This window comes from Pseudomonas sp. AK181, assembly GCF_051122975.1.
GTDB lineage: Bacteria > Pseudomonadota > Gammaproteobacteria > Pseudomonadales > Pseudomonadaceae > Aquipseudomonas > Aquipseudomonas lactis.
The window spans coordinates 2,271,601-2,296,707 of record NZ_CP146348.1; the positions used below are offsets into that span (position 1 = coordinate 2,271,601).

Consider the following 25,107-nt stretch of genomic DNA (forward strand, 5'->3'; position numbering starts at 1 on the left):
TATGGCGCTGACAGCAAAACAGCAGCGCTTTGTCGATGAGTACCTGATAGACCTGAATGCAACGCAAGCCGCTATCCGCGTGGGTTACAGCAAGAAAACAGCGGACCAGCAAGCTAGTCGCCTGTTAACAAATGTCAAGGTTCGTGAATATCTGGCTCAACGGCAGGCGGATAGAGCGAATAGGACCGAGATTACCCAGGACAAGGTCCTCAAGGAGCTCGCAAAGATCGGGTTCAGTGACATCCGCAAGATAGTGCGCTGGGGAGAAACCCAGGTCCGCATGGTTGACGGTGAGGATGACGGACCGGAAGACATGGTGCCCTATCACGGCCTGGCACTGATTGATTCAGCTGAGGTGGATGACTCTACCGCTGCAGCCATTGCCGAGGTTTCCCAGAGTCGGGATGGCTTGAAGGTCAAGCTCCACGACAAGAAGGGCGCGCTGGTCGATATCGGTCGTCACCTCGGAATGTTCTCGCCGCCAGGTCATGCCGACCTCGACACCGAGTTAAAGCGCATCGATGTCGAGAACAAGCGCCTGCTCAACGAGAAGCTGCGCCGCGAACTGGAAGACCCGAATAAGGGCCTGCCCGAGCCTAAGCAAGTAATCATCGGGGTAGAAGATGCAAGCGACCCTGAAGCTGAATAAGCCCCAGTTCGAGTTCATCAGTCACCCCAAGAAGTTTTCGGCGTTCGTCGGCGGCTACCGTAGCGGCAAGACTTTCGTGGGCTGTGTTCGGCTCTGCATCAACGCGCTGGAGAACCCTGGCATTCCCCAGGGCTATTTCGCGCCGACCTATCCGCAGATCGCTGACATCTTCTACGACACCATGCCGGTGGTCGCGGAGGCGTTTGGCCTGTTCGCCGACATCGTGCCGAGTAAGAAGCGCGTGTACCTGCGTGATAACCGAGGCCGGTGCCTATCGACCATCGTTTGCAAGAGCATGGAGCATCCGCACCGCATCGTCGGCTTCAACATCGCGCATGCACTGGTCGACGAGATCGACTGTATGCCGATCAAGAAGGCCGATAGCGCCTGGAAGAAGATCATTGCGCGGATGTCCACTGTGTGGCCTGGCCGCGACATGAACACCATCGACGTCACCACGACGCCGGAGGGCTTCAACTGGGTCTATCGCAAGTTCGTCAAGGAGCTGGCATCAAACCCGAGCCAGCGCCCGCTGTACGGCATCGTGCACGCCTCTACGCGCCAGAACGCCAAGAACCTTCCGAAGGACTACATCAAGTCGCTGCGCGAGTCCTACCCGGCGAACCTGGTGGATGCTTATATCGACGGCCTGTTCGTCAACCTGACCTCTGGCAGCGTCTACCCGAACTTCTGCCGCAAGCAGAACCACACCGACGCAACAATTCGCCCAGGCGAGCAGCTGCACATCGGCATGGACTTCAACATCAACCGGATGGCTGCAACTGTCCACGTCATCCGAGATGGTCTTCCCATGCTGCTGGAAGAGGCCACCAGCCTTTTCGACACGCCGGCGATGATCGTCGAGCTGAAGCGCCGTTTCTCGGGGCACAGCATCACGGTCTATCCGGACGCCAGCGGTAAGAACCGCAAGAGCGTGAACGGCAGCGAGTCAGATCACAGTCTGCTTCGTGCTGCCGGCTTCATGGTGATGGTGAACCCGTCGAACCCAGCGGTTAGGGACCGGGTACTGGCCGTGAACGCCATGTTCCTGAATATCGACCATAAGCGCCGCTACCTGGTGAACACCGACAACTGCCCAGTAACCACCCAGGTGCTGGAGCAGCAGGCTTACACCGAAAACGGCGAACCAAACAAGGACGGCACTGAAGACCCGGTCGACGCACTCGGCTACTTCATTGTCCAGCGCTTCCCGATTGCGGGCAGCTACACACTCGCAAACGTGAGCAACTCATGAGCGCATTCAGCTACCTGAAAGACAGCCTGCAGAACCTGGTCGCAGGACTGGGTACTGCGCGCGACAAAGCATCCCACTCGCACTATGCCGTGCCGGAGATGGACGACCAGCAGCTGTTGAATGCCTTCCGTGGCTCTTGGACTGCGCAGAAGGGCGTGACCATCCCCGCGGTGGACGCGTGCCGTAACTGGCGCAGCTGGCAGGCCGACAAGGACCAGATCGAACTGATCGAGGCCGAAGAAGACCGCCTGAACGTCAAGGGCAAGGTGCTTGACGCCCTATTGAAGGCCCGCCTGTTCGGTGGTGCTGCCGTGTTCATCGGCACCGGCGAGCGTGATACGGCATCCGAGCTGAACCCTGAGCGAATCAAGCAGGGAGGCGTGAAGTACCTCACTGTCATGACTCGCCGACAACTCAGCGCGACCGAGATTGAACAAGACCCGCAGAGCCCGCGCTTTGGCAAGCCCAAGGCTTACCGGTTACCGGGCAGCTTGGTTGAGATCCACCCGTCGCGCTTGGTGATCTTCATCGGCACGCCACACCCTGACCCTGAGCTCGCGGTCGGTTGCGGCTTCGGTTGGGGTGACTCAGTGCTCCTGGCTGCGATGCCCGCCGTGCGTCACTACGACGAGACGGTGGCCAACGTTGTGAGCCTGGTCTACGAGGCCAAGATCGACGTCATCAATATCCCAAACCTGATGGCGAGCATGCAGGACAAGAATTACGAGCGCTTGCTGCTGGAGCGCTTGCGTCTGGCTGCTACCGCCAAGGGTATCAACGGCACGCTGATCCTCGACGGCGCCGAGACCCATAGCTCCAAGTCGGCCAGCTTCGGCAATCTGCCTGAGGTGATCGCCAAGACAGAGCAGGGCGTGTCCGGCGCGTTCGATATCCCGGGCACCCGAATGTTCGGCCAGTCCTCCACGGGCCTGGGTGCCAACGGCGAAGAGAACACCCGCAATTACTACGACAACGTCGCGTCGCGCCAGAAGCTGGAGATCAAGCCAGCCATGAGCGTGCTGGATGAATGCCTGATCCGCTCAGCACTGGGCAGCCGCCCCAAGGAGATCCACTACTCATGGGCGCCACTGTGGCAGGCCACGGCCAAAGAGCGGGCTGACATCGGCAAGACCACGGCGGACACCATCAAGGCGCTGAAAGATTCCGGATTGTTCCCTGAAGACGCGCTGTCGGCTGCCTCGGTGAACCTGCTGGTGGAGCTGAGCGTGATGCCTGGACTGGAAGCGGCCATCGATCAGTTTGGCGCCGAGCTTCCGGACGAAGAGGGAGGCGCAGCTGATGATGGCCTTCCGGTAAGCGAAGGTGATCAGGTAGCGGACAAGAAAGCCCTCTCCGACGCCGCGCCGCGCACGCTGTACGTGTCCCGCAAGGTCACCAATGGCACCGACATCATCGCTTGGGCCAAGGCTCAGGGCTTTGAGTCAACCGTGCCCGCCAATGAGCTGCACGTCACCGTCGCCTACAGCCGCAACCTGGTGGATTGGATGAAGGTCGGCGAGTCATGGTCGGGTGATGGCAAGGGCGAGCTAAAGATCGCTCCGGGCGGGGCAAGACTGATCGACAAGTTCGGCGAAGGCGCGGTGGTGCTGCTGTTCAACAGCTCTGAGCTCGCATGGCGGCACGTAACCATTGTCGAGGCCGGGGCCTCATGGGATTGGCCGGACTATCAGCCCCACATCACCTTCACATACGAACCCGGCAGTGTCGATATCGACAAGGTTGAGCCATACCGTGGCGCGATCGAGCTGGGTCCTGAGATCTTCGAGGAGCTCGACCCATGATCTTTACCGACTCCGTGCCAGTCACGGGCGTACGGCGCACCGAGGACGGCTATCTGGTCGCTGAGGCGCGGGTGGCGCGAACCGGCATCCAGGACTACTTGGGCACCGAGATTGATCCGGACAACGAACACGGCCTGCGCGATAAGCCAATCGTTCGCGTGTACCGGCCCGAAAGCGCGGTTTTCCACGCTGATGCGATGCACTCGTACGCATACCGACCAATGACCAATGGCCACCCGGGCGGCGACGGCGTCAATTCCAAGAACTGGAAAGACGTCGCTATCGGCCAAACCGGTGGCGAAGTCGTCCGCGACGGGCAGTTCGTCAAGGTGCCCCTGGTGCTGATGGACGCCAAGGCGATCGAGGACTACGAGTCCGGCAAGCGCGAGCTGTCCATGGGCTACGGCGCCGAAGTCGTGTTCCAGGATGGAGTAACCGGCGACGGCGAGCAGTACGACTGCTACCTCGGCCCCATGAAAATGAACCACCTCAGCCTTGAGCATCGCGCTCGGGGCGGCATCGATCTTCGCATCGGTGACCACAAACCAGACACCCCCAAAGGAGGCCATGACATGGCTGATGCACTGCGAAAACTCCTTGTCGATGGCATCTCCATTGATGTCACCGAGCAAGGCGCCCAGGCCATCGAGAAGCTGAACACTAAGCTTGCCGATGCTGCCACCGCCACCAAGACCCTGACCGACGCGCACGCTACGGCGATCGCGCTGAAGGATGGCGAGCTCGCCAAGAAAGACGCTGAGATCGACGACCTGAAAGCCAAGCTGCTCAGCGATGCCGACATCGACAAGCGCGTCACTGCCCGTGCCGACCTGCTCACCAAGGCCAAAACCATCGCCGACGCCGACTACACCGGCAAGACCGACGCCGAGATCCGCAAGGCCGTGGTCATCGCCAAGCTGGGTGATGCGGCCGTAACGGGCAAGGCTGACGCCTACATCGATGCCCGCTTCGAGATCCTGGTGGAAGACGCTGCCAAGAACCCGGCCAATGACCCATTCCGCCAGCACATGATCCACCAGGACAGCGCTGCCGGTGGTGATGATTCGGAAAAAGCACGGCTGAAGATGATTTCGGACATGCAAACCGCCCACCTGCCGAAAGCATAAGGAGCACACCATGGCTACTTACCAAACCACGTACACCAACGCTCCAGCCAAGGGCGTGCCCGGCCTGGTCGCCAACGAAGAGAAGTGCAACAAGATCAGTCGCACCGTCTCGAACGCCGAAGGCATTGTCTTCGGCGCGCCTGGCTTCCGTGTGGCTGGTGCTGGCAACGATCACAAGATCGCCGCCACTGGCACCCTGTTCCTGGGCCTGGCTGTGCTGAGCGCAGCCGTACCGCCTGTGGCGACCGGTTCCACTCTGATCGACGGCTACCCGCGAGACTTCACCGGCGCGTTCATGACCGATGGCCAGATGTATGTAACCGCCGGCGCTGCCGTGGTGCCTGGTGATGACGTGTACTACGTCGCCGCGACCAATCGCTACGTCACGACCGCCGCTGAAGGCGCAGTGTTGATCCCTGGCGCCATCTTCGACACCACTGGTGCGAACGGCGACATCGTTGAAATCTCCCTCAAACATCGGAGCGCTTAACATGCCTCAAGCTTTCGAAGACGCTCAGTCGGCGTTCCCGTTCGTTCTGGCCCAGGGCCGGAACATCGAAACGCGCATCTACACCCGCCGCTACCCGACGTTTAACTACGCCGCGAGCATTCCAGTGGTTACTGAAGGCGCTCCATGGGCCATCGGCACCACGTTCTTCACCGTCGATACTGCCGGTGAAGCCAAGTTCCTGTCGGGCTCGGGCACTGACATGCCGTTCAACTCGGCAACGCGCGACCAGGCATCGCACGACTTCGCCATGATCGGCTCCGGCTGGGAATGGAACCTGGAAGAAGTGAACCAGGCGCAGCTGTACGGCATCAACCTGAGCGGCACCAAGGCTGATTCGGCCGCCGACAAGGTTGAGCGCCTGCTGAACAGCATTGCCTTCACTGGCAGTGTTGAGAAGCGCTGGACTGGCCTGTTGAACGACAGCAACGTTTCTCGGGTTGACGCTGCTGCATCCGGCACCGCTGGTTCGACCTACTGGTCCGCCAAAGACGTCGACCTGATCATGGCCGACGTGAATGGCTTGCTGGGCAGCATCCGCACCAACACTGGCGAAGTCGAGTGGGCAGATACCCTGCGCATGCCGCCTGACGCATTCCGAGCGGTGGCAACCAAGCGCATGGGCGCTGGCGATGGCTTCATGACGGTGCTGGAATACATGCGCCGCAACAACATCTACACCGCCGAGACCGGGCTGCCGCTGGACATCGCGCCACTGCGCGAAGCCCGGAACGCTTCGCAGGATGGTGGTGGTCGTCTGGTTGCGTACCGCAAGGACCCGGAAGTGGTTCGCTTCCACCTGCCAATGCCGCGCCGCGTCCTGGCTCCGCGCCAGAAGTCCATCATGGGCTTCGAAACCGGGATCATCGCCCGTACCGGCGGTACCGAGATTCGTCTGCCGGGCGCCGTGGCGTACCTCGACGAAATCACCCCGCCAGTATCCTGATAGGAGGTCGACATGAAAGTAACCAATAACTCGAAGGCACTGCAGGGCGTGCATACCACGGATGGTGTGGTCTATATCCTGCCAGGCAAAACCAAGGAGGTCGATCTGACCTCAGAAGGCCATAAGGGCGCGTCTCGCCTTGCTTTTCTGAGCGTGGAAGGCAAAGCGCCTGCCGGTGATGGTGACGAGCGAACCGAGCTCTTCGCCAAGCTGAAAGCGCTGGGTATCGATGCAGCCGGCAACAGCAAGACCGAAACCTTGCAGAAGAAGCTGGACGAAGCCTTGGCCGCTGCCGAAAAGCAGAAGGTCATGGATGAGCTGACCACGCTGAATGTCGAGTTCGACAAGGAAGCGAGTCTGGAAGACCTCCAGGCAGCACTCGCTGCCGCCAAGGCGTAACACCCCGCAAAACCCGGAGCGCAAGTCGCTCCACCTATTCGAGATCTCCCGATGCCAGACTTTTACGGAACCGTCGCAGAAGCCGACGCCTATCACGCTGCGCGCGCGAATACCGCGTGGACCGGTGATGAAGTGGCGAAGCAGGCCGCGCTGATCCGGGCATCGGCTTACATTGATGGCAAATACCAGTCCCAGAACGCTTGTGGGCGCTGGGAATCGCTGTTTTCCGGGAGCAAGACAGGCGGCCGGGCCCAAGCCTTACAATGGCCGCGCACTGGTGCCACAGATAACGAAGGTAACGCCATCCCTGTGGATGAGGTTCCAATCGAGATCGAACAGGCCACGTATGAGGCTGCTTTGCGTGAAATCGTGCTGCCTGGGAGCCTCAGCCCTGACTATGTGGCATCTGGTGCGATCAAGCGGCAGAAGGTCGACGTTCTTGAAATCGAGTACCAGTCGGCTGCGCCTGGCGCCGCCGGAGTACCGACACGACCAGTAATCACGGTGGTCGACGAGATGGTTGCTCCTCTGTTGGGCTGCAAGACTGCATGCGGAGTCGCGGTGTTCGTCGTATGAACGCCTCGGAAGCGATTCTTGCCATACAGGGCATGGAGCCTGCTGCTCAGCGTGCCTATCTGGCTCAGATCGCCGATATGATCAGCGCAGCAACATTGGCGGAGATCGAGCGAGCGATCAATGATGGCGACGAGAACCAGGTAGTGGCGCTGCTTCCGATCGGTCTCTTCGCTGGACTTATGGAGTTGATCCGCACCGCATACCTGAAGGGGGCAAAAACCGAGGCGAAAGGGATCAAGGCTCCCGGGGTTTCGAAGGATCTGGATGTTCATGCACCTGACGTTTCGTCGTTCTTGTCGGGGCAGGCTCGCTCGCTGCTGGATCAAGCCGCAATTGATGAGGCGACGGCGGTTCGCGCGATCTTGCAGGCTGGCCAAGCCAGTGGGCAGTCGTCGCGCAAGACTGCGCTCGACTTGATCGGCCGGATCAGCAAGCAAACAGGCAAGCGCTCGGGCGGAGTTGTGGGGCTCAGCGGAAACTTCGCCGAGAGCGTGGCCAACGCGAGGACGCAACTGCTCAGCGGCAACGCAACCGAAATGAAAAAATACTTGCTTCGAGTTCGGCGTGATCGCCGCTTTGACGCAACGGTCGAATCTGCCATCAGAGAAGGCCGGACACTCAAGGCCGACGACGTGAGCAAGATCGTCGGACGTTACGCTGACAGGCTTCTGGCAACTCAGGCTGAGATGATCGCCCAGACGTATGTTGCCGAGGCATTCAATGAGGGCCGCGATCAGGCATGGCGACAGATTATCGAGCGCAGTAAGGGCCGCTTGACCTTCACAAAGACCTGGCGCTCTCGCCGAGATGAGAAGGTGCGCGACAGCCATGCCGCCACAGACGGCCAAACAGTCCAGGCCGATCAGCCGTTCATCACCCAGCGCGGCGCAATGCTGATGTTCCCATGCGACTCATCGCTTGGCGCGCCTCTCACCGAGCGAGCGCGATGCCGCTGTATCGCTGAATACTCAATGGTGCCGGTCAGGCATCAGGAGGGCTTATGAGCATAAAAGACACCATGCAGTCCACCTTTGGCGCGCTGTTCGATGGAGCGTTCGCCGAAGTTATGACGAGCTTCACAGGCACATACCTTGGACCAGGTGTTTATGACCCGGTCACCGAGGAGACGACCGCACAGACGGTCACCTATACCGGGCGCGGTGTCCTGACCCGTTACAAGCTCGAGCAGATCGACAATGTAAACATCCTTTCAACTGACTCGCTGCTGATCGTGCTGACCAATGAAGTAACGGACCTACCTAGCGCTGGGCACAAAATCAACGCGAAAGACCCGATCACTGGTGAGCTGAAAACGTTCGACCTGCTACCGGTGAAAACTGACCCTGCCAAGGTCCACTACCAACTCCAGCTGAGGGCTGTCTGATGGCGAAGGGTTGGAGCGTGCCACCATCGCTGTTCATGGATGAGGTTGAGGATGCGCTTGTTGAGCGAATCCGGGCTATCGCCACTGCGATGCATGGCGAGATCATCAGTCGGTCACCAGTCGATACCGGACGCTTCCGGCGCAACAACATCGTCAGCATAGGCGCACCGGTGTTCTCCACCACGCTTGAGGTGGACCAGAATGGCGCCGAGACGAGGGCGGAAGGGATTGCCGCGTTGTCAGCGCTCAAGCCTTACACCGTCGTATATATCCAGAACAACCTGCCGTATGCCGAACGATTGGAGAATGGTCACTCTCGCCAGGCACCGGCAGGCATCTACGGCATCACCTTCATAGGCGTGTCGGAGGACTTTCGATGACCTTCGAGCAGATCAGGGCGCTTATCACCGCTCGCATGGTTGCGTTCACCGGTATTGAACAGGCGCGGATCGATTACCCAAACCAGCCTGCAGTGTTCGCCCCGCCAGATACTGGCTTGTGGTGCCGCCTGAATATCCAGTACGCCACGGCCTTCATGGCGGGCATGGCAGACCGCCCCTATACGCGCAAGCCCGGACAGATCAGCATCCAATGCTTCGCCCGGGTGCACACCGGCACAAAATCCATTAACCAGCTGGCCGACGCGCTCGAAGCGCACTTCGCCTACTGGATGTCCGGCGACCTTGAGTGCATGGAAGCAAGCCAAGTGGTGGCCGGCGAGTTCGAGGGTTTCTACCAAATCAACGTCAACATCCGGTTTCGCGCCGGCTGAGAGGGAAAATGCAGAGCGCAAATTACGTGCCGGGTGTCTCCGGTTGGAGGCTCCACAAGAACGGAAGCCTTGAATTCAAATCGTCCGGCGATCCGTGCCTATCCAGTGTCGGGAAAGAGGAGTCGGCACAGCCATTTATCGTCGTCGACGGCGTGACTTACATCCGTCAGGAGTCGGTCGATGAGTCCAGCATTCAGGGGGCGAAGCTGGCCCCGCAGTGGAACGTTAAGCTTGAGCTGCTCAACGGCAAGTATGTGGCTGCCGGTATTGGGCTGGGTATTGCCTCGCAGTTTCTGGTTAACGCTGACAAGTACCGCGTCAAGTGCATGTGTTGTGGCGGTCCTGCCGGATTCGACCAGAAATAATCAGCCCATTGGGCCAGCCAACCCCGCCTTGAGCGGGTTTTTTTATGCCCGCGAATAGGAGGCTCCAATGAGCTCTGGCGCAAAAGTTGTAAGTCACATCATTGCGGAGGTCACGCCCGGCGTTACTCCCACCGGTACCTGGGACACGCTGCGCCTCACCGGCAATGCGCTGACCCCGACCGTCAACACCGAAGTCAGCGACGAGATCACCGACACCCGCCTGAGCCAGGGCTCGGTGGCCACCAGCATCGATATCGGCGGCGATCTGACGGCCGAGTTCTCGTTCGGCTCGTTCGACCAGCTGCTGGAAGCCGCCTTCTATGGCGTGTGGACCGCTGACGTGCTGCGTGTGGGCGATACACGCAACACCTTCAGCATCGCCAAGGGCTACAACGATGTCGGCGTGTACGGACTGTTCAAGGGTGCACACGTCTCTACCTTCGCCCTCGACATTCCGTCCGAAGGCAAGGTGACTGCCACGTTCAACATGGCCTGCCTCGACTACACCGACGGCGAAGTGCCGATTGTGGTGTCGCCCAATGCCCCGACCACTACACCGTTCCTGTCGAACAACAACGTCGGCACGATCCTGGTCAATGGCCAGTCCCTCGAAGGCGTGGCCTGCGTATCGGCCATGACCATCGCCCTGGACAACAGCCTGCAAACCCAGCGCTGCCTGGGCTCTGAAAGCCTTGGTCCTGGTGCCCACATCGCGACCGAGGCAGCGATCACCGGCAGCATCACCCTGGCCTGGTCCAAGCGTGCATGGCAGCTGTGGAAGAACACCTTCACCCGTACTCCCATTGCGGTCGTGTTCCCGATCACCGACGCGCTGGGCAACAAGTACACCTTCAACTTCCCAGCTGTGGAAGTGGACGGCGAATTGCCGAACGGCGGAAAGCGCGACCTGATCGAGGTCACGCTCAATTACACCGTGGCAAAGCTCAGCCCGACCATCACCCGTGAAGCTGCTGACCCGGCACCGTAAACCCCTTTGACTGCCTCGGCTTGAACGCCGGCCGGGGCGGTCCTTTTATTGGCGTGGCGTTGAGGATTGATCATGGCTTTGCAACTGACCAAGAAAGACCAGGCGGCCGCCGGCGCACGCTGGGTGGAATTCGACAAGGACACCAAAGTGCTGCTGGCCGGCATCGACAATGCCGAGTACCAGGTTGGCCTGGAGCGCATGCGCCGCCGTATCGCGCGCAACGATGCCCGCTTCGAAGAAGGTCAGGTAGGGGTAGTGGCGGGCGAGCTCACTGAGCACCAGAACCACGCCATGTTGCTGGCTCACTTCATCGTGAAGGACTGGTCGGGCGTTCTGGATGCCGAAGGCAATCCACTGAAATACGGCCCTTCGGTAGCTGCGGAGCTGCTTGAAAACAGCCTGGAATTCTTCCTTTTTGTGCTTCGCGGCGGATCGAGCGTTGCCACTGAAAGCGCCGAAGAGCTGAAAGACACGGTGGGAAAGCCGTTGCCCGATTCGAGTGGGAAAAAGAGTGGGCGGGCGGCCAGGCCGAGAAGCGGAGCCTGATCTATAGCCGACTGGGCTTTGAGCTGCCAGACGAGCCTGGGAGTGATCCTATCACGGCGTACCTGCTGAACACCTTCCGCAATGTCGCCCGAGGGCGGCGCTTCCTGTCGACCATGGCCGGGGCATTCCCGCTGCCGTTATCCGCTCGGGAAATCTCCGACTGGCTGGACTCGCACCCGTCTCCGCTGTCACGCGACGAAGTGGACGCCGTTATGTTCGCCTTGGATGCGGTGTGCCTGGCCGACGACAGCGATGATTGACAACCAATATGACGCGGCAGGCCCGCAGGAGCACAAATGAATACATCCACACCTGCGGGAGCCGAGTGCGAGATGGTGTCAGTTACGTGTGGTATTTCCGCCACGGAATCTGCGAAGGGTGAAGGCTTGCAAGAAGCTTGGCCAGATCTTGCCGACCGTGATACCGGAAGGTTCCCCGCGAATCTTGTGACGCAAGAACAACGGGTACTCCTGGAAAATGCGGCTGGAACGATTCGCGGACTGGCTGCGCTGCGCTAGATGATGACGTGTAGTGGTGCTTTACGATCACAACGGCAAATGTGACGCCCCTATGAGTAATCAGGGCTCCTTCAAAGCTGCTCATGCCGACCTCCAGGTCTTAAGCGCGCCGATATTGGCGCTATCCCAGTCCTTGGGCTTGCAGGCGTAGGACTGGGGAAATCCTTGCGTATGGCAGGAGGCTACTACTGGCCGATGGTCGGGCGTTACTGGGGATTCGTACAGGCGGGAAGGGTGTGCAATGTGTGCACGCCCTAACTTAAAGTTAGGGCGTCAGATCGAACCAGCGAAAACTTGTTGGTTCGCTGTGGTCGGGGGCGATTCATTCGATTCAGTTATGGTGATGATCACCATAACTGGGTAAAGGACGGGTCATTTGTTCTTCTTGATTCGGCCATCGAACTCTTGGCGTTGGCGTATCTCGGAAACGATCATGCTTTCATCGTCAGTGCCATCTTCAAGTTCCTTCAAGCGTTTTTTTGCCTTCTCCTCTTTTTCGCCCGGCTTCATGCGGGCCTGGCCTTGCTCAATCTGCTCTTTGGAATAGATGCTTGGAGGTCGAATTCCCAGCATCTCATCGCGAGCCCAGCCAATCATGCGGGAGAGAAAGAAGGATCCGTATTCATCCATGGTCATACCGGCCTCGGCTGCAACCTCTTCCATCTTCTCGTATAGAGCTCCAGGCACCTTTACGGCGATCTCGTCGCCATCCAGGAAGGCTGAAAGCTCTCCAGGACATTCGAGAGCCTCCTCCAAGGCCCAGAGAGCTTTTTTTCTGGGCTTAGACTTGCCTGACTCATATTTGGATATCTGAGACCAAGAGACCCCAACCATGGACGCTAAGTCTCGTTGCGTTAGGCCTTTCTGCGTGCGCAGACGAATCAGTTTGTCGGCGAAAAGATCAGTCATGACTCTCTCTATGGAATTTTGCTATGGGCAGCGTACGTCTCAAGGATTCGCAAAGCAACAAATGACACAGTGACCGTTGACAAATGAAGCAAAGGAAGCAAAACTACACAAAGGAAACGACACAAAGGAAGCAAGTGATGATTGATTCAAAGATAACTACAGCAGTAAGAATGCTGGTAGCCATGCGGAAAATGCTGGAAGAACGAGCTGTTGAAAATGGCCGAAGTCTCAGTGGTGAAATCGTGTTCCGCCTGAAAAAATCACTCGAGCAGGAACAGAGCCATGAAAAACAGCAGGCATAAAAAAACCCCAAAGCTGGCCGGCGATGGGGTGGTGGTTAACGAGATCAACTTCCAGGAAGAAATCGTCATGAGCGATATTAGCACAGTCGTAGCAAAATCCAACGTCATCCCGTTTCGTGCCACCAGGCTCTTGCTTGTCGAGCACTGTGGTCAGCCATTCATTCCCATGAAGCCAGTCGTCGAGGGGATGGGGCTTGATTGGAAAAGCCAGCATACAAAATTGACATCCGGCCGATTTAATTCAGTTATCACGATGATCGTGACAACTGGTGTCGACGGTAAGCAGTACGAGATGTCTTGCCTTCCATTGAAAAAACTTCCTGGCTGGCTTATGTCGATTCACGCGAGCAAGGTCAGGACTGATCTGCGCGAGAACGTGCTGGCTTATCAGGACGAGTGCGATGACGCGCTGTGGTCCTACTGGAATGAAGGTCATGCCGTAAACCACCGCGGACCAGACCAAGCGTTGACCGTCCTCGGCCAGACCATTGGCACTGACGGTTTCCACATGCTCGGCGCGATAGTCAAAGGAAAGGTGGCGAGTCTGCCGGCTCATGCACAGCGTCGCGCCACTGCAAAGATTTGGTCACAAACTCATGCGGCTTTCGGCGTGCGCTCTGCTGCCGATATCCCGTCTGACCAGCTCGACGCGGCGCGAAACTTCATCGCGGCCTATGTCGTTCTGGAGGGCGAGTACATCCAGGCCACCCCAAAGGGCGGAGTCAGCCTTGATAAATATGAGGCAAGCCATCTCTACGGGCTGATGTCATATTTTCATGCAATGTCAGAGCACCGTGAGCATATGCTTTCCGCTGCTCGGTTGCTCGACTCGAAAACGCTGATGTTGTTCTTTGACATGCTGAATGAGGGCCGTGGAGCTTTTGCAAGTTTGGATAAGCGCCGCGACGAGCTCTACCAGAACTCTCGCAGTCTCGGGTTGAGTGGTGGCTACGCATCGAGGGCTTCGGCATGAAGGACTTCGTATACATCATTGAATTTGGGCCGAAGCTCGTAAAGATCGGAAGATCTCGAAAGCCTGATTTGCGCGTTCTGAACGTCTCGAGCGCTTCTGGAAGAAAAAGCCGTAGGGTTTGGGTGTCTCCACCAATAATGAATGCCGGCGATGTCGAGAGGAGGGCTCACGCTTCTGTAGGTGAGTTTCGCGGTCATGGCGAGTGGTTCAACTGTCCATTCGATCTGGCTGTCGAGCGTTCGTCCCGACTGATATCTGAACAAGACCTTTGGACTGATGAAAAAGACGATGAGCGCTCAAGAAAGAGCCGGGCGGATTTCGACTCTCTAATCCATCACATCTTTCCGAGCTCTAGCTCAGGCAACAAACTGAATTTGGATGCGGAGTACAGGGAAAGGTTTAAGCGCGAAATATTTGATAGGTCGATTGAAAATTATGTGAGCTTTCTTGAGGTGGATTCGGCGCGCGGGAGAATCTTCGACGAGCAGATAGCCCTTCATGAGCGAGCTGTAAAGAGCCTTGATGGTCTGTCAATTGACACGGTATGCGAGCTTATATTTCTGCGCGCTTTAGGAAGCGAGGAATATCTTAAAGCAACCATGATGTCCGGCGTCTATATGGGTCATGTCACGGAAAACTGCATGATGGTGCTTGGTGATGCTGAGAAGATTCCAGGCATGATGGACGTTATTGAGCAGACAGCGAGGGAAAGGCTGGCGGCGCGCGATATGGCAAAATAGCTTAATCCAAAAATCCATCGCCCCGCACATGCGGGGCTTTGGTGCTTCCCCTGGATGGTGGTAGATTGCTGCCATCAGAAAAAGGAAGTCACCATGCGAAAATTATTGAAAGGACTGCTTTTTGCTTTCGTATCTCAGGGAGCACTTGCAGCATCGAATGCTACTTATCTCTCGTGCCCTGGCGTCGACAAAAGGGCTGACGATCTTGTTGTCGTGCTTGATCAGCAAGCCGGCACGGCCTCGCTTCAAAGTGGTAAGAGTGGCGAAGGCCTGAACTTCGTCTCTCCAGCTTCCTTCGGCCCAAAGGAAGTGATGTGGAGATACCAATCTGACCGGTACCCTCGCAAGTTCTCTGTAGATCGGGTTAGCTTGGTCCTTAAAGTAGAGACAACGAGCACGATGACCGACAAAGTTTATGTTGAGTCATCAACCTGCACGATTGTTAAACCGCCAAGTGGTGCGAAGTTTTAGATAGATTCCTGATTCGAAGCCACCGACTGGTGGCTTTTTTATTGACCGGAGAAAAGCTATGGCGCAAACATCGCGGCTGGTTCTCGAAATCGACAGTCGGGACGCTGAGCAGAAGGCCGCTGACACAAGAAAAGCCTTGGAGGCCTTGGAGGGTGTCGGCCTTCGGGTGAAGCCGGCGATGGAAAAGGCTGGTGCTGGAATGGAGTCGATAGGCAAGGGCGCCGAAAAGGCAACCAAGTCTGTGCAAGATCAGCGCGATGAGATAGACCAGCTGCTGGGAAGTATTAACCCGCTTACCCGCAAGATGAACGAACTGGAGAAGCAGGAGCTTGCTCTGGCAAAGGCTCACAAGGCTGGCAAGATCGAGACTGACACGTACATCGAGTACCAACAGAAAATCACCGCAACTCGTAATGAACTGACGCGCTTCAGTGATTCTCTGACCCGCACCGGAAATACTGCAAAGCAAACTGCCGCCGCACTTCGTGGGGTGCCCGCCCAGTTCACCGATATCGCGGTGTCGCTACAGGGAGGCCAAGCTCCTCTGACGGTTCTTCTTCAGCAGGGCGGCCAACTAAAAGACATGTTTGGCGGTGTCGGTCCTGCCGCGAAGGCGTTGGGTGGATACGTTCTCGGCTTGGTAAATCCATTCACTGTTGCGGCTGCTGCAGTCGGAGTACTCGGACTTGCTTATTTCCAAGGCTCGAAAGAGGCTGACGCCTATCGCAATGCCCTGATTCTCTCTGGCAACGCTGCAGGCACTAGCGCTGGAGCCATTGGCTCGATGGCCGCGAACGTGAGCAAGTCTGTGGGAACCATTAAAGCTGCATCGGAGGTGTTGGCTCAGCTGGCAGCGTCGTCGAAAATCCCCGCATCCTCTTTCGAGATGATCGCGACGGCCGCGCTGAAGATGGAGCAAGCGACTGGGAAGGCCGCGAGCCAAACCGTGGCCGAATTCGAGAAGCTGGCGAAAGATCCGGTGAAATATTCGAAAGAGCTCAACGAGCAGTACGGCTATTTGACTGCCTCCACTTACGCGCAGATTGAGGCTTTGTCGAAGCAAGGCGATCAACAAGCGGCAGCAAACTTTGCTGAGAAAGCCTACGCCGAGGCCGTTGACTCGCGGGCCGAACTGATTAGAAGCAAGCTAGGTCTTGTCGAGACAGCCTGGGATGACGTGAAATCGGCCGCCAAGGGGGCTTGGGATGCGGTTTTGGATATTGGCCGCGAGGACACTTTTGAGCAGAAGCTGGTAAAGCTCGAGGACCGCCTCAATCGTGTGCGAAACGCGAAGATACCGACCATCTTCGATGACAATCCAAACCTTGGCGAGCTTGCCAGCGGAGAGAACGGCGCGCAGTCGGATATCACTGATTTGTATGTTCAGAAAGCCGAAGACGATAGGCGAGCGGCCGCCAAAGCTGAGCTTCTGAGACTGGACAAGGAATCGATCGCAAACCAAGAGAAACTTAGCGAGGCTCTGAAAAGCTCAGCCTCGAACGCCGATAAGCTGAAGGCTCGTTATGCAGAGATCGACAAGCAGATCGCGTCCGCCAGTCGACGCGGAACTGCTTATTCAGAGACCGAAATAAAGCAGCTTCGGGATGCTGCCGCCAAGCAGTTTGCAGACCCAAAACCAAAGGCTTACACGGAGAACGCCGGCCAGCGAATGCTCGATGAGGCGCGCCAGCGCTATGCAGTGCTTCAACAGCAGAGTTCTTTGATTGGCCTGCAGGCTGACGGAACGAGGTCCTTAGGCGCCGAAGCAAAAAAGCTGTTGGAGCTGGAGCAGCAGATTGCCGACCTAAAGGACAAAAAGACTCTTACTGCTACGCAAAAGCAGCTTCTGGTAATGGCGGATTTAAACCTTGCACAGCAGAAGCAGAACGCCGCTCTTGAGAAGGAAAACGAGTTACGGAAGATTGCGACAGAAGAGGTGCAGAAGCTCGCAGCATTCCAGACCAACCTGGCCAGCCAGCTCTCTAAAGCCCAGATCGGCCTGGATAACAACTTGGCCGGCATGGGCATGGGCGATCAGATGCGCCAGCGCCTGCAGGAGCAGCTGAGCATCCAGCAGCAGTATCAAACGCAGCTGGACGCGCTGGAGCAGCAGCACAACGAAGGCCGGATCAGCGACAGTCTTTACGGTAAGGAAACGGAAGCCCTGCGTGCGGCACTCCAGCAGCGGCTGACCATGCAGCAGGGATATTACACTGCCGTTGACCAGGCCCAGTCTGATTGGTCGCTCGGAGCATCCTCGGCGCTTCAGACCTACGCCGAGCAGGCCAATGATGTCGCTGGGCAGACCCGCAACCTGTTCACCAATGCTTTCGGCAACATGGAAGACGCCGTGGTGAACTTCGTGAAGACCGGGAAGCTGTCGTTCAAAGACTTTGCTGATGGCGTGATTTCTGACCTCATCCGTATCCAGATACGCCAAGCGGCTGCCGGGTTCCTCGGCATGGCTTTTGGCGCCATCACTGGCGGTGGTGGGGCGGCTCTCGGGCCGGCGGTCATGACCGGCAGCAGCCAGACCATATCGCGCGTCGGCTTCTCTGGCGGTGGATATACCGGCGATGGTGGCAAGTTTGAGCCGAAGGGCGTGGTTCACGGCGGGGAGTTCGTTGTGAAAAAGGAGGTTGTCAGCCAGCCTGGCGCGCGTGAGTTCCTGGAGCGCATGAACGCCAACTCGAATGGATACGCTGATGGCGGCCACGTCAATCCTACGCCCGCAGCAGCATCCAGCAGCACCACGCAGAGCATCGCAACCAATGGCGGATCACCGACCATAACTCAACAGTTCAGCTTCCAGGGCAACCCTGACGATGCAACCATCAGCCTTGTGAAGGATGCCGCTTATCAGGGCGCCAAAGGCGGATACGAGATGGTGATGCGTGATTTGAAGCAGAACGGACCCATTCGCCAGCTGATCGCACGGCGCTAAGCCTTTAAGGAGTAACGCATGGCTCTTACGTGGCCTGCTTCGCTGCGCCCGTCAGAAATGACGTGGGGCATAGTCAATAATGGCCGTGCGTTCACGTCGACGCTTTCGAATGCTCAGCAGATCGTTGGTTACCCGGGCGCCTACTGGCAGTGCACGCTGACCTTCGGTTTGCTGACCAGAGCCCAGGAGCGCGAGCTTTCTTCATTCCTGGGAAAGCTGGACGGGATGTTCGGCACGTTCAACATGCCGGCGTTTACCCGTCGGCGCACGCTGAGCATTGGATCGCTGACTGTTGTGTCGGGGAATGCACAGGCAAGGTCGATGGTCGTGGCTGGGGCTGCGCCAAGCTCGGCGATATTCAGTTCGGGCGACTACATCACGGTGGCAGGCGAGATGTTCGAGGTTACCGATCCTGCCGCGTCAAGCGCCCAGGGCCAGGTTACGGTGATGCTCAATAAGCGCATCAGAAAAACCCTTACCGCCGGTGCTGCAGTTGAATACCTCAACCCGTATTCCGAAATGCGCATGACGTCCGATACCTGGTCTATGTCCGTCAGGCCCGTTGTCGCCAACGGCTCATACCAATTCAGGGAGGCGTTCTGATGCCATCAGCTTTTCCATTCAGCCAGAGCGTGGTGAACATCATAGCTACCGGCAAGTTCATGCCGGTGTACGCGGTACAGCTGGACTTCGTCGACGGCATGGTGTTTGCGCATACCGGCACCGGTCAGTTGGTGGTGGACGGGATCACGTACGAAGGCGTCGGCGATTTCGGCCAGGTCAGCCAGTCGCAGGAGAGCGACAACTCTGGCTCGCCGATGTCTGTGGACCTCACGCTGAGCGGCCTTGACGCCTACATTCTCTCTGAAACCAACATCAGGGGCTGCAGGGGCAGGGCGGCCAAAGTCCTTTTCATCGTCTTCGACGAGGCCGGTAACTACGCCGCTGACATTTTGTTCTCGGGGCGGATGGACGCGGCCAAGTTTTCGTTCGCCGGCAATGGCCAGGAAGGCAACAGCATCACGGTTCCGGTGGTGGACCGCATGGCCGAATGGAGCCGCACCGGCACCGAGCGCTTCACAGACGAAAATCACCGCGCACGCCATCAGGGCGACCGCTTCTTCTACGCCATCGCGCAGATGTCCGAGTGGCCAATCTACTGGGGCTCCAGCAAGGACGCGCCGGCATTCACCTACGGGGATTAGCGATGCGATATCGCGATTGGACCATGCGTCTAAACGAAACAATCAAGGCTGCCCAAGGGCGGCCTTTTTTATGGGGAGAATTTGACTGCTGCCTATTCGCCGCCGATTGCTCTGCTGCCATATGCGGTGTCGACCCGGCTGCTGACTATCGCGGCAAGTACAAGACAGAGGCCGGTGCTAAGCGCCAGTTAAAGCGAAAACACGGAAGCCTGGAGGCAGCGTGGGACGCCTGTTTTCAAAGGGTTTCGCTGGCATTCATCCAGCGTGGCGACGTGGTGCTGTACGACGCCCCGGGAGGCCGGAGCATGGCCGTCTTCTGGGCGGGTGATTACTGGTCGGCAACCGATGACGGCGCCCACCGCATTGAGTGCGAGCCGAAAGCCGCCTGGAGGATCGAATAATGAGTGGTGGCGTTAAGAAAATTGCCTCGGTCGTCGTTGGCGCTGTCATCGGTTTTGTTCAAGGTGGCCCGGTCGGCGCTGTAATCGGTGCGGGCCTGGCGTTCTACGCAGCCGAACAACAGGAAAAGCTCAATACCAAATCCCCGCTAAGGGATAACGAGCCGTCGGCACAGACAGTGAGGTCGTCCAAGGCGCCTGTACGATTCATCCTTGGCCGAGTCGCTACTGGCGGCGTGTTGGTCTGGGCCCAGGAGCAAAAGGGCATACAGATGGAGGGGGAGTGGCTGCACCTGGTCTACGTCCTCTGTGAAGGCGGCGTCGACGCTCTGGAAGATATCTACTTGGGCGAAGAGCCTATCGCTGCATTTACAGGATTCGCCAGCTACGAGTTGGTCGTAAACCCAACTCAGGTGAATGCATTCCTGAAGGCAAATTGCCCAGATTGGAAGGACGTCCAGATCGGGCGCGGCCTGTCTTTCGTTCGCCTTTCGCTGATGTATAGCGCTGTCAAATTTCCTTCTGGCATTCCAGACGTACGGTTCGTGGTCCGCGGGCGCAATGACATCTTCGACCCACGCACCAACACCAGCGTGTACAGTGCAAACACCGCACTGCATATCCTTTGGTATCTGCGTAATCGCTGCAACGTTCCGGATGATGAGATCGTCTTCTCGACATTTTCCAGCGCGGCCAACGTTTGTGATGAGGCAGTGACCAACGCCGACGGCTCTGTGAGCCAGCGGTATCGCAGCGCATGCGTTATTGGCGCAGATGAGCTTAAATCAGGCGTTCTGCAGAAGCTTGAGGCTGCATGCGCCGGGCGCCTTATCAGGGTTGGCGGGCGCTGGATGTTGCAGGCCGGCGCCTACTACGGGCCGTATGACTTCGAGATCACCGAGGATATGGTGATAGGCACAATCGGCGGTAGCACGGAGCCAACCAATGATTCTGCAATAAATACGGTGCGCGGCACGTTCATCGATCCGTCGCAGTCTTGGACGGAAACCGACTATCCAGAGGTAAGTGTCGCTGAGTGGATCGCCGAAGACGGCGGTGAAGCAGCCGAAACGCTGACCTATTCCTACGTTACCGATGCCTACCAGCCACAGCGTCTGGCCAACATTGAGTTGCGCCGGCGTCGCGCGGGCGGCGTTATAACGATCCCAATGAATTTCTCGGGGTACAACTGCCGGCCAGGTCGCGTGGTTCGCGTTAACCTGCCTTCGCTCAACATCCTCGGCGAGTTCATCGTGACCAACTGGTCGATGGGCGACAACGAAGGCTGCAACGTCCAGGTCCAGCAATACGAGGCCGCGATCTTCGACGACGCGGTCGGGCAGCCATATGACCCGCTGGGGTTTATCAACCTGCCGTCGGGTGGTCTTGGGTCACCAACAGGTCTAACTTGGAATCAGGAAACTGGAGCAGAGGTAGTCCAGGGTGTGCTGTCCTGGGTTGCGCCGGCGGGCATTGTTACCGAGTACGCGGTTATTGTCCGGCAGGGCTCGGGGGTTGCGCAGTCTCACACGATCCAGGCCGCGAGCAACAGCTGCCAAATCAATGGCCTGCCATCTGGCAGCTACACGATGAGCGTTGCGGCAATCGGCCCAATGGCGCGCTCTGGCGAGGTCACCATCACAGTAAGCATTGAGGGGCCGCCAATCCCGGAATCTTGCTCTGTTCAGTCCTCGATCGACTCCATCACCCTGACGCCGAACAACGTGCTTCACGGCCTGAATGGCGGGACGTACGAATATTTCTTCAGCGTTACCCCACAGGCAACCGCTGGCGAATCAACCTATCTGGGGCAGGGCCTGAGCTTTACACACACCGGCCTTGCGTTCTACACGAACTACTATTACTTCATCAGGTCTGCAAACGCGTATGGAAAGAGCGCGTTCCTTTACGTGCCCGCCGCAACCTCCAACAACGTGGGCACCTATCTTGATGCTATCAAGGGGAAGGTTGATGAATCATCGTTGGCTCCAGCCCTTAACGGGCGCATCAATCTGATTGATGGCGATGGGCCTGGCTCCGTAAATGCTCGAAATGAGCAGCTTAGAAAGGATCTCGAGGCGCAAATCAAGCCATACGTTGATGCGCTGTTGTGGGACGCAGCAAAGGCTTACGCCAAGGGTGACATTGTTCGCCAGGGAAACAAGCTGTACCAAGCCCTGGCGGCTAACAGTGGCTCTCAGCCGCCCAGCGCAAACTGGAAAGACGTCGGCGATATCCTCACTGATGCGAACGCTTTGGCAATACGGGTTGATAACCTTGACCAGGAAATCACCGCAGTCGATGGTAGGGTGGTTGCCACTCAGGAACAGCTTACCCAGCTCCAGACAAAGGTAAATGACCCGGTAACTGGCCTGGCGGCTACGGCAAATAACGTTACCCAGGTGAATCAGCGAGTAACCAACGTCGATGACAAGCTGACCGCGCAGACGCAGCGAATTGACGGCGTGTACGCAGAAATCAATGCGCCTATGGCTGGCTCTGATAATGACCTGGCTGGCGGAACCCAGGGCTATGCGGGCGTTTGGTCGATCCAGTCTGCTATTACCGATGGTGACTACGCCCAAGGCAAGCTGACTCAAACTGTCGAAGCTCAAGTCATCAAAAACTACGCCACCTATGAGGAGACAACGACCGCGCTCGTCAACCAGCAGACCGCTACAACCAGCCAAGTAACGGCTCTTCGCTCCGATTTTGACGGGAACAAGTCCACCGTACAGACGCAGATTAAGACGGTATCCGATCAGGCGTCAGCCACCGCAAGCCAGACCACTCAGCTGCAAACAACCGTCAACGGACACACTCAGCAGTTCCAGCAACAAGCAAGCATCAACCAAGACGTAAACGGAAAGATCACCGGCACCTACTCGTTCCGATTCAAGTTCGATGTGAATGGGTCGCCCTACACTACCGGCGTAGGACTTGGCATTGAGACTGGGGCGAACGGTCAGGTTACTTCGCGCTTAGTCATCCAAGCCGACCAGTTTGCAATCTACAACGGCGCGGTAGGGGCGGCAGGATCTAGCGTGCCATTCGCCGTGAACGGCACAGAAACTTACCTCAAGTCGGCATTCATCCAGGACGCATCGATAACCAACGCGAAGATAGGTAGCTACATCCAGTCGAACAACTACGTCGCAGGGCAGACAGGCTGGAAGTTGTTCTTCGATGGGACGTTTGAAATCAACAGTTCGCTTGGAAGTGGCCAAGCTCGCCAAGTAATAAACAATGCTGGCGGCAAGGTGTTCGATGCGGCTGGAATTAAGCGCTATCAATGGGGAGATCTTAACGCATGAGTTTCGGCGCGAGGGTGTGGGGGCCTACTGGAGTACTGGAGCTTGATGAGACCTCATTTACCGTGGGGGTTACGTATTCGGCCTTGGTGCCAAAGAGTGCTGGCAGGTTCGTTGATATATCAATTCCTGGTGTCGAGCCGACAAAGTATTCAGCGGTTTGCGTTCCAATCGCTCCGTACGGAACGTCTGGGCAATTCAACAGCGCTATTGGGTTTATTCCCGAAATATTAAATGGAGTTGTGCGTGTTTGGTTCGGTAATAGGCAAAGCGCGAGCGGCCCGCTGGGGACCTCAACCCAAAGGTTACTTGTGATGAGGTACAGGTAATGTCTTATGGAATGATGTTTAAAAATGGGTCAGATGTTGTAGTAATCGACTCTGAGTTTTCAAGGCTGACCACTTTGGATAAAGGAGCCTGGAACGGTACTGGGGCCGGAGTCGTAGTCAACTTTGCAAAAACCATAACGACAGATGAGCCGCCACTGGTTTTCGTGCGACCTGATCAGTCCAACGTGTTTTGCTTCTGCTTGGTACGCGGATCAGCCGGCGCCTGGACGGGCTTTTCATTCGTTGGCGTTGTTGGTCAAGCCACATCAGGTAAGTGGTTTGCAGCTGCGTTCAAGTCAGAACCTACAGCGAGCTTCGGGTTTCGTCTTTGGGATGGTAGCGGAAAGCTTCTATTCGACAACGGAACTCCATGTGCTCAATTTACGAGGACCATCACAAGCTGGACCTATTTGGGGGCGGTGCAAGATCCGCAAGGCCAATCCCGCTTGTCGTGGACGGCTCCCTCCAGTTTGGCGAGCGGTGATTACATGCTTTTAAGCAACATCGCCATGGATGTTGCTGGCCTAACTTCTCGACAAGGAAATATGTACGCGGTATGGGAGTACAACAATGACCGACTGATAATTCAAGCGGTTGGAGTGGACCTATCAACCACGCTGTATAACCCTGTCGTATTTGCAAAACAAATTATTTGAGGACTTCATAATGGCAAGACAAAGCATTAATCTCGGCACGGCGCCTACAGGCCAGGGCGGCGATACCTTCCGCACTGCCAGCCAGAAGAATAACGACAACTCGAACGAGCTTTATACTGCCCTTGGGACTCCGGCTAACGGACAGCTGCCCTCGGCGCTGCCCGTTGCGAAAGGAGGAACAGGCGGGACTACGCAGAGTGCTGCCCGGCAAGGCTTAGGGTTAGGCGCTGCATCAACTAAAAGCTTCGGACTGCAAGAAGGCGAGCTTATCCCTGCGGGTACTTACAGTGGGTTTTATTCGAACAATGCGCCGACGACATATCAAGCAGATAGGCCTGGCGAGCCCGGCCAAGGTGGTGCTTTTTCCAGACTTGGCGCTCCAGGCTCGTCTTCAGGCTTGTCGTACTGCACGGTTATCCGTATTCCCTATGCTCAGGACTTCGAGGCGCAGCTGTTCATCCCCGTTGCTCAAGGCAGCGGTAACTTACATTTTCGAACCACGGAATCAAACAGTGGCGGCGCATTCGGCCCCACATACAAGCTTTATCACACAGGCAACACCACCCGCGGTTCCGGCGGTGCGCTTTCTGCAGCATCGCCAATCCTGAGAATCGCTAACGTGTCCGCCAGCGAGCGCCGCGACCTCCAAGAGGAATCGTTTCTCCCCGCCGGCGAATGGGGTGTGGCCAACGATGAAGCACGCGGCGTTATTGTTGAGCGCCTCGGCGTTGGCGAGTATCGGGTGACCGGTAGCCTCGGCCTGGCACTGGAGGGTTGGCGGACCCACGACCCAAGCTCCCCAGACGGCGGACGGATGCTTGGTATCACCGACAGTCATCAGGAAGAGGACGGCACTGTCATCATTCGCCTATTCAAACAGCGCTGGACGCTCACCGATGATGGAGAGATGGTGCCGGGCTGGGGCGCACCTATGGATGTCCCGCTGAATAGCTGGATCGATGTGCGGCTTGAAATGCCCAAGGTCGATACGCCGCCGCCACTCAGATCGACCGAAGAATAGCAGCCCGCCAATT

At 57.5% G+C, this 25,107-nt stretch carries 28 protein-coding genes; 27 read left to right on the forward strand and 1 reads right to left on the reverse strand.

The window, feature by feature from the left end; translation table 11 throughout:
* Position 1: 1 nt before the first annotated feature.
* The 16 genes from V8689_RS10860 to V8689_RS10935 all read left to right on the forward strand — a co-directional run bounded on the left by V8689_RS10860 (position 2) and on the right by V8689_RS10935 (position 11,577).
* Entirely contained in the window at positions 2–649 is a 648-nt protein-coding gene (locus V8689_RS10860) for a terminase small subunit (protein WP_081089287.1), read from the forward strand.
* Positions 624–1,904, forward strand: a complete 1,281-nt coding sequence (locus V8689_RS10865; RefSeq protein ID WP_314694353.1) for a terminase large subunit domain-containing protein — start codon at positions 624–626, stop codon at positions 1,902–1,904. Before V8689_RS10860 ends, V8689_RS10865 begins: the two co-directional genes overlap by 26 nt.
* Complete coding sequence (locus V8689_RS10870) at positions 1,901–3,706, forward strand: anti-CBASS protein Acb1 family protein (RefSeq protein WP_314694356.1); 1,806 nt, start codon at positions 1,901–1,903, stop codon at positions 3,704–3,706. Before V8689_RS10865 ends, V8689_RS10870 begins: the two co-directional genes overlap by 4 nt.
* Positions 3,703–4,833, forward strand: a complete 1,131-nt coding sequence (locus V8689_RS10875) for a DUF2213 domain-containing protein (RefSeq protein WP_434520710.1) — start codon at positions 3,703–3,705, stop codon at positions 4,831–4,833. Before V8689_RS10870 ends, V8689_RS10875 begins: the two co-directional genes overlap by 4 nt.
* A gap of 10 nt (positions 4,834–4,843) precedes the next feature.
* Entirely contained in the window at positions 4,844–5,323 is a 480-nt protein-coding gene (locus V8689_RS10880) for a structural cement protein Gp24 (protein ID WP_005785648.1), read from the forward strand.
* Between the two features lies 1 nt (position 5,324).
* Entirely contained in the window at positions 5,325–6,287 is a 963-nt protein-coding gene (locus V8689_RS10885; protein WP_434520711.1) for a DUF2184 domain-containing protein, read from the forward strand.
* A gap of 12 nt (positions 6,288–6,299) precedes the next feature.
* Positions 6,300–6,686: a hypothetical protein gene (locus V8689_RS10890; RefSeq protein ID WP_060766409.1), complete on the forward strand. Its 387-nt coding sequence runs from the start codon at positions 6,300–6,302 to the stop codon at positions 6,684–6,686.
* A 51-nt stretch (positions 6,687–6,737) separates the two neighbouring features.
* Positions 6,738–7,262, forward strand: a complete 525-nt coding sequence (locus V8689_RS10895; RefSeq protein ID WP_060766410.1) for a DnaT-like ssDNA-binding protein — start codon at positions 6,738–6,740, stop codon at positions 7,260–7,262.
* On the forward strand, positions 7,259–8,266 hold the full coding sequence (locus V8689_RS10900) for a phage minor head protein (RefSeq protein ID WP_060766411.1): 1,008 nt from the start codon (positions 7,259–7,261) through the stop codon (positions 8,264–8,266). Before V8689_RS10895 ends, V8689_RS10900 begins: the two co-directional genes overlap by 4 nt.
* Positions 8,263–8,646: a hypothetical protein gene (locus V8689_RS10905; protein ID WP_060766412.1), complete on the forward strand. Its 384-nt coding sequence runs from the start codon at positions 8,263–8,265 to the stop codon at positions 8,644–8,646. Before V8689_RS10900 ends, V8689_RS10905 begins: the two co-directional genes overlap by 4 nt.
* Complete coding sequence (locus V8689_RS10910; RefSeq protein WP_060766413.1) at positions 8,646–9,026, forward strand: HK97 gp10 family phage protein; 381 nt, start codon at positions 8,646–8,648, stop codon at positions 9,024–9,026. Before V8689_RS10905 ends, V8689_RS10910 begins: the two co-directional genes overlap by 1 nt.
* Complete coding sequence (locus V8689_RS10915) at positions 9,023–9,418, forward strand: phage tail terminator-like protein (RefSeq protein ID WP_060766414.1); 396 nt, start codon at positions 9,023–9,025, stop codon at positions 9,416–9,418. The genes V8689_RS10910 and V8689_RS10915 overlap by 4 nt, the downstream gene beginning before the upstream one ends.
* An 8-nt stretch (positions 9,419–9,426) precedes the next feature.
* Positions 9,427–9,783, forward strand: a complete 357-nt coding sequence (locus V8689_RS10920) for a phage tail tip fiber protein (protein ID WP_060766415.1) — start codon at positions 9,427–9,429, stop codon at positions 9,781–9,783.
* A 67-nt stretch (positions 9,784–9,850) separates the two neighbouring features.
* Positions 9,851–10,771, forward strand: a complete 921-nt coding sequence (locus tag V8689_RS10925) for a phage tail tube protein (RefSeq protein ID WP_060766416.1) — start codon at positions 9,851–9,853, stop codon at positions 10,769–10,771.
* Between the two features lie 72 nt (positions 10,772–10,843).
* The gene (locus V8689_RS10930) at positions 10,844–11,317 is read left to right on the forward strand and encodes a hypothetical protein (RefSeq protein WP_060766417.1); all 474 of its coding nucleotides are present in this window, start codon (positions 10,844–10,846) and stop codon (positions 11,315–11,317) included.
* Between the two features lie 113 nt (positions 11,318–11,430).
* A complete protein-coding gene (locus V8689_RS10935; RefSeq protein WP_419555223.1) occupies positions 11,431–11,577 on the forward strand; it encodes a hypothetical protein in 147 nt (48 codons plus the stop codon).
* A gap of 630 nt (positions 11,578–12,207) precedes the next feature.
* On the opposite strand, the gene V8689_RS10940 is transcribed toward V8689_RS10935, so the two are convergent.
* Positions 12,208–12,744 carry a helix-turn-helix domain-containing protein gene (locus V8689_RS10940; protein WP_060766419.1) on the reverse strand — a complete coding sequence of 179 codons (537 nt, stop codon included), beginning with the start codon at positions 12,742–12,744 and terminating at the stop codon, positions 12,208–12,210.
* A gap of 137 nt (positions 12,745–12,881) precedes the next feature.
* On the opposite strand from V8689_RS10940, the gene V8689_RS10945 reads away from it, so the two are divergent.
* The 11 genes from V8689_RS10945 to V8689_RS10995 all read left to right on the forward strand — a co-directional run bounded on the left by V8689_RS10945 (position 12,882) and on the right by V8689_RS10995 (position 25,094).
* Entirely contained in the window at positions 12,882–13,046 is a 165-nt protein-coding gene (locus V8689_RS10945) for an Arc family DNA-binding protein (protein ID WP_081089513.1), read from the forward strand.
* A complete protein-coding gene (locus tag V8689_RS10950; protein WP_081089514.1) occupies positions 13,027–14,019 on the forward strand; it encodes a phage antirepressor N-terminal domain-containing protein in 993 nt (330 codons plus the stop codon). Before V8689_RS10945 ends, V8689_RS10950 begins: the two co-directional genes overlap by 20 nt.
* Positions 14,016–14,759, forward strand: a complete 744-nt coding sequence (locus V8689_RS10955; RefSeq protein ID WP_060766420.1) for a GIY-YIG nuclease family protein — start codon at positions 14,016–14,018, stop codon at positions 14,757–14,759. Before V8689_RS10950 ends, V8689_RS10955 begins: the two co-directional genes overlap by 4 nt.
* A 93-nt stretch (positions 14,760–14,852) precedes the next feature.
* Positions 14,853–15,230 carry a hypothetical protein gene (locus V8689_RS10960; protein ID WP_060766421.1) on the forward strand — a complete coding sequence of 126 codons (378 nt, stop codon included), beginning with the start codon at positions 14,853–14,855 and terminating at the stop codon, positions 15,228–15,230.
* Between the two features lie 58 nt (positions 15,231–15,288).
* Positions 15,289–18,174, forward strand: coding sequence for a phage tail tape measure protein (locus tag V8689_RS10965; RefSeq protein ID WP_060766422.1), 2,886 nt, complete (start codon positions 15,289–15,291; stop codon positions 18,172–18,174).
* 18 nt (positions 18,175–18,192) lie between these two features.
* Entirely contained in the window at positions 18,193–18,777 is a 585-nt protein-coding gene (locus tag V8689_RS10970; RefSeq protein WP_060766423.1) for a hypothetical protein, read from the forward strand.
* Positions 18,777–19,379 (forward strand): hypothetical protein, encoded by a 603-nt coding sequence (locus V8689_RS10975; protein ID WP_057978795.1) that lies wholly within the window; start codon positions 18,777–18,779, stop codon positions 19,377–19,379. The genes V8689_RS10970 and V8689_RS10975 overlap by 1 nt, the downstream gene beginning before the upstream one ends.
* 2 nt (positions 19,380–19,381) lie before the next feature.
* Positions 19,382–19,780: a DUF6950 family protein gene (locus V8689_RS10980; protein WP_060766424.1), complete on the forward strand. Its 399-nt coding sequence runs from the start codon at positions 19,382–19,384 to the stop codon at positions 19,778–19,780.
* The gene (locus tag V8689_RS10985) at positions 19,780–23,091 is read left to right on the forward strand and encodes a phage tail tip fiber protein (RefSeq protein ID WP_434520712.1); all 3,312 of its coding nucleotides are present in this window, start codon (positions 19,780–19,782) and stop codon (positions 23,089–23,091) included. Before V8689_RS10980 ends, V8689_RS10985 begins: the two co-directional genes overlap by 1 nt.
* A gap of 325 nt (positions 23,092–23,416) precedes the next feature.
* The gene (locus V8689_RS10990; protein WP_060765682.1) at positions 23,417–24,073 is read left to right on the forward strand and encodes a hypothetical protein; all 657 of its coding nucleotides are present in this window, start codon (positions 23,417–23,419) and stop codon (positions 24,071–24,073) included.
* 10 nt (positions 24,074–24,083) lie between these two features.
* Positions 24,084–25,094 (forward strand): hypothetical protein, encoded by a 1,011-nt coding sequence (locus V8689_RS10995; protein ID WP_434520713.1) that lies wholly within the window; start codon positions 24,084–24,086, stop codon positions 25,092–25,094.
* The last annotated feature ends 13 nt before the right edge of the window (positions 25,095–25,107 follow it).

Excerpts from the sequence above, each read along its gene's own strand:
- V8689_RS10860 (WP_081089287.1), top strand. The coding sequence starts at position 2 with ATGGCGCTGACAGCAAAACAGCAGCGCTTTGTCGATGAGTACCTGATA.
- V8689_RS10865 (WP_314694353.1), top strand. The coding sequence starts at position 624 with ATGCAAGCGACCCTGAAGCTGAATAAGCCCCAGTTCGAGTTCATCAGT.
- V8689_RS10870 (WP_314694356.1), top strand. The coding sequence starts at position 1,901 with ATGAGCGCATTCAGCTACCTGAAAGACAGCCTGCAGAACCTGGTCGCA.
- V8689_RS10875 (WP_434520710.1), top strand. The coding sequence starts at position 3,703 with ATGATCTTTACCGACTCCGTGCCAGTCACGGGCGTACGGCGCACCGAG.
- V8689_RS10880 (WP_005785648.1), top strand. The coding sequence starts at position 4,844 with ATGGCTACTTACCAAACCACGTACACCAACGCTCCAGCCAAGGGCGTG.
- V8689_RS10885 (WP_434520711.1), top strand. The coding sequence starts at position 5,325 with ATGCCTCAAGCTTTCGAAGACGCTCAGTCGGCGTTCCCGTTCGTTCTG.
- V8689_RS10890 (WP_060766409.1), top strand. The coding sequence starts at position 6,300 with ATGAAAGTAACCAATAACTCGAAGGCACTGCAGGGCGTGCATACCACG.
- V8689_RS10895 (WP_060766410.1), top strand. The coding sequence starts at position 6,738 with ATGCCAGACTTTTACGGAACCGTCGCAGAAGCCGACGCCTATCACGCT.
- V8689_RS10900 (WP_060766411.1), top strand. The coding sequence starts at position 7,259 with ATGAACGCCTCGGAAGCGATTCTTGCCATACAGGGCATGGAGCCTGCT.
- V8689_RS10905 (WP_060766412.1), top strand. The coding sequence starts at position 8,263 with ATGAGCATAAAAGACACCATGCAGTCCACCTTTGGCGCGCTGTTCGAT.
- V8689_RS10910 (WP_060766413.1), top strand. The coding sequence starts at position 8,646 with ATGGCGAAGGGTTGGAGCGTGCCACCATCGCTGTTCATGGATGAGGTT.
- V8689_RS10915 (WP_060766414.1), top strand. The coding sequence starts at position 9,023 with ATGACCTTCGAGCAGATCAGGGCGCTTATCACCGCTCGCATGGTTGCG.
- V8689_RS10920 (WP_060766415.1), top strand. The coding sequence starts at position 9,427 with ATGCAGAGCGCAAATTACGTGCCGGGTGTCTCCGGTTGGAGGCTCCAC.
- V8689_RS10925 (WP_060766416.1), top strand. The coding sequence starts at position 9,851 with ATGAGCTCTGGCGCAAAAGTTGTAAGTCACATCATTGCGGAGGTCACG.
- V8689_RS10930 (WP_060766417.1), top strand. The coding sequence starts at position 10,844 with ATGGCTTTGCAACTGACCAAGAAAGACCAGGCGGCCGCCGGCGCACGC.
- V8689_RS10935 (WP_419555223.1), top strand. The coding sequence starts at position 11,431 with ATGGCCGGGGCATTCCCGCTGCCGTTATCCGCTCGGGAAATCTCCGAC.
- V8689_RS10940 (WP_060766419.1), bottom strand. The coding sequence starts at position 12,744 with ATGACTGATCTTTTCGCCGACAAACTGATTCGTCTGCGCACGCAGAAA.
- V8689_RS10945 (WP_081089513.1), top strand. The coding sequence starts at position 12,882 with ATGATTGATTCAAAGATAACTACAGCAGTAAGAATGCTGGTAGCCATG.
- V8689_RS10950 (WP_081089514.1), top strand. The coding sequence starts at position 13,027 with ATGAAAAACAGCAGGCATAAAAAAACCCCAAAGCTGGCCGGCGATGGG.
- V8689_RS10955 (WP_060766420.1), top strand. The coding sequence starts at position 14,016 with ATGAAGGACTTCGTATACATCATTGAATTTGGGCCGAAGCTCGTAAAG.
- V8689_RS10960 (WP_060766421.1), top strand. The coding sequence starts at position 14,853 with ATGCGAAAATTATTGAAAGGACTGCTTTTTGCTTTCGTATCTCAGGGA.
- V8689_RS10965 (WP_060766422.1), top strand. The coding sequence starts at position 15,289 with ATGGCGCAAACATCGCGGCTGGTTCTCGAAATCGACAGTCGGGACGCT.
- V8689_RS10970 (WP_060766423.1), top strand. The coding sequence starts at position 18,193 with ATGGCTCTTACGTGGCCTGCTTCGCTGCGCCCGTCAGAAATGACGTGG.
- V8689_RS10975 (WP_057978795.1), top strand. The coding sequence starts at position 18,777 with ATGCCATCAGCTTTTCCATTCAGCCAGAGCGTGGTGAACATCATAGCT.
- V8689_RS10980 (WP_060766424.1), top strand. The coding sequence starts at position 19,382 with ATGCGATATCGCGATTGGACCATGCGTCTAAACGAAACAATCAAGGCT.
- V8689_RS10985 (WP_434520712.1), top strand. The coding sequence starts at position 19,780 with ATGAGTGGTGGCGTTAAGAAAATTGCCTCGGTCGTCGTTGGCGCTGTC.
- V8689_RS10990 (WP_060765682.1), top strand. The coding sequence starts at position 23,417 with ATGTCTTATGGAATGATGTTTAAAAATGGGTCAGATGTTGTAGTAATC.
- V8689_RS10995 (WP_434520713.1), top strand. The coding sequence starts at position 24,084 with ATGGCAAGACAAAGCATTAATCTCGGCACGGCGCCTACAGGCCAGGGC.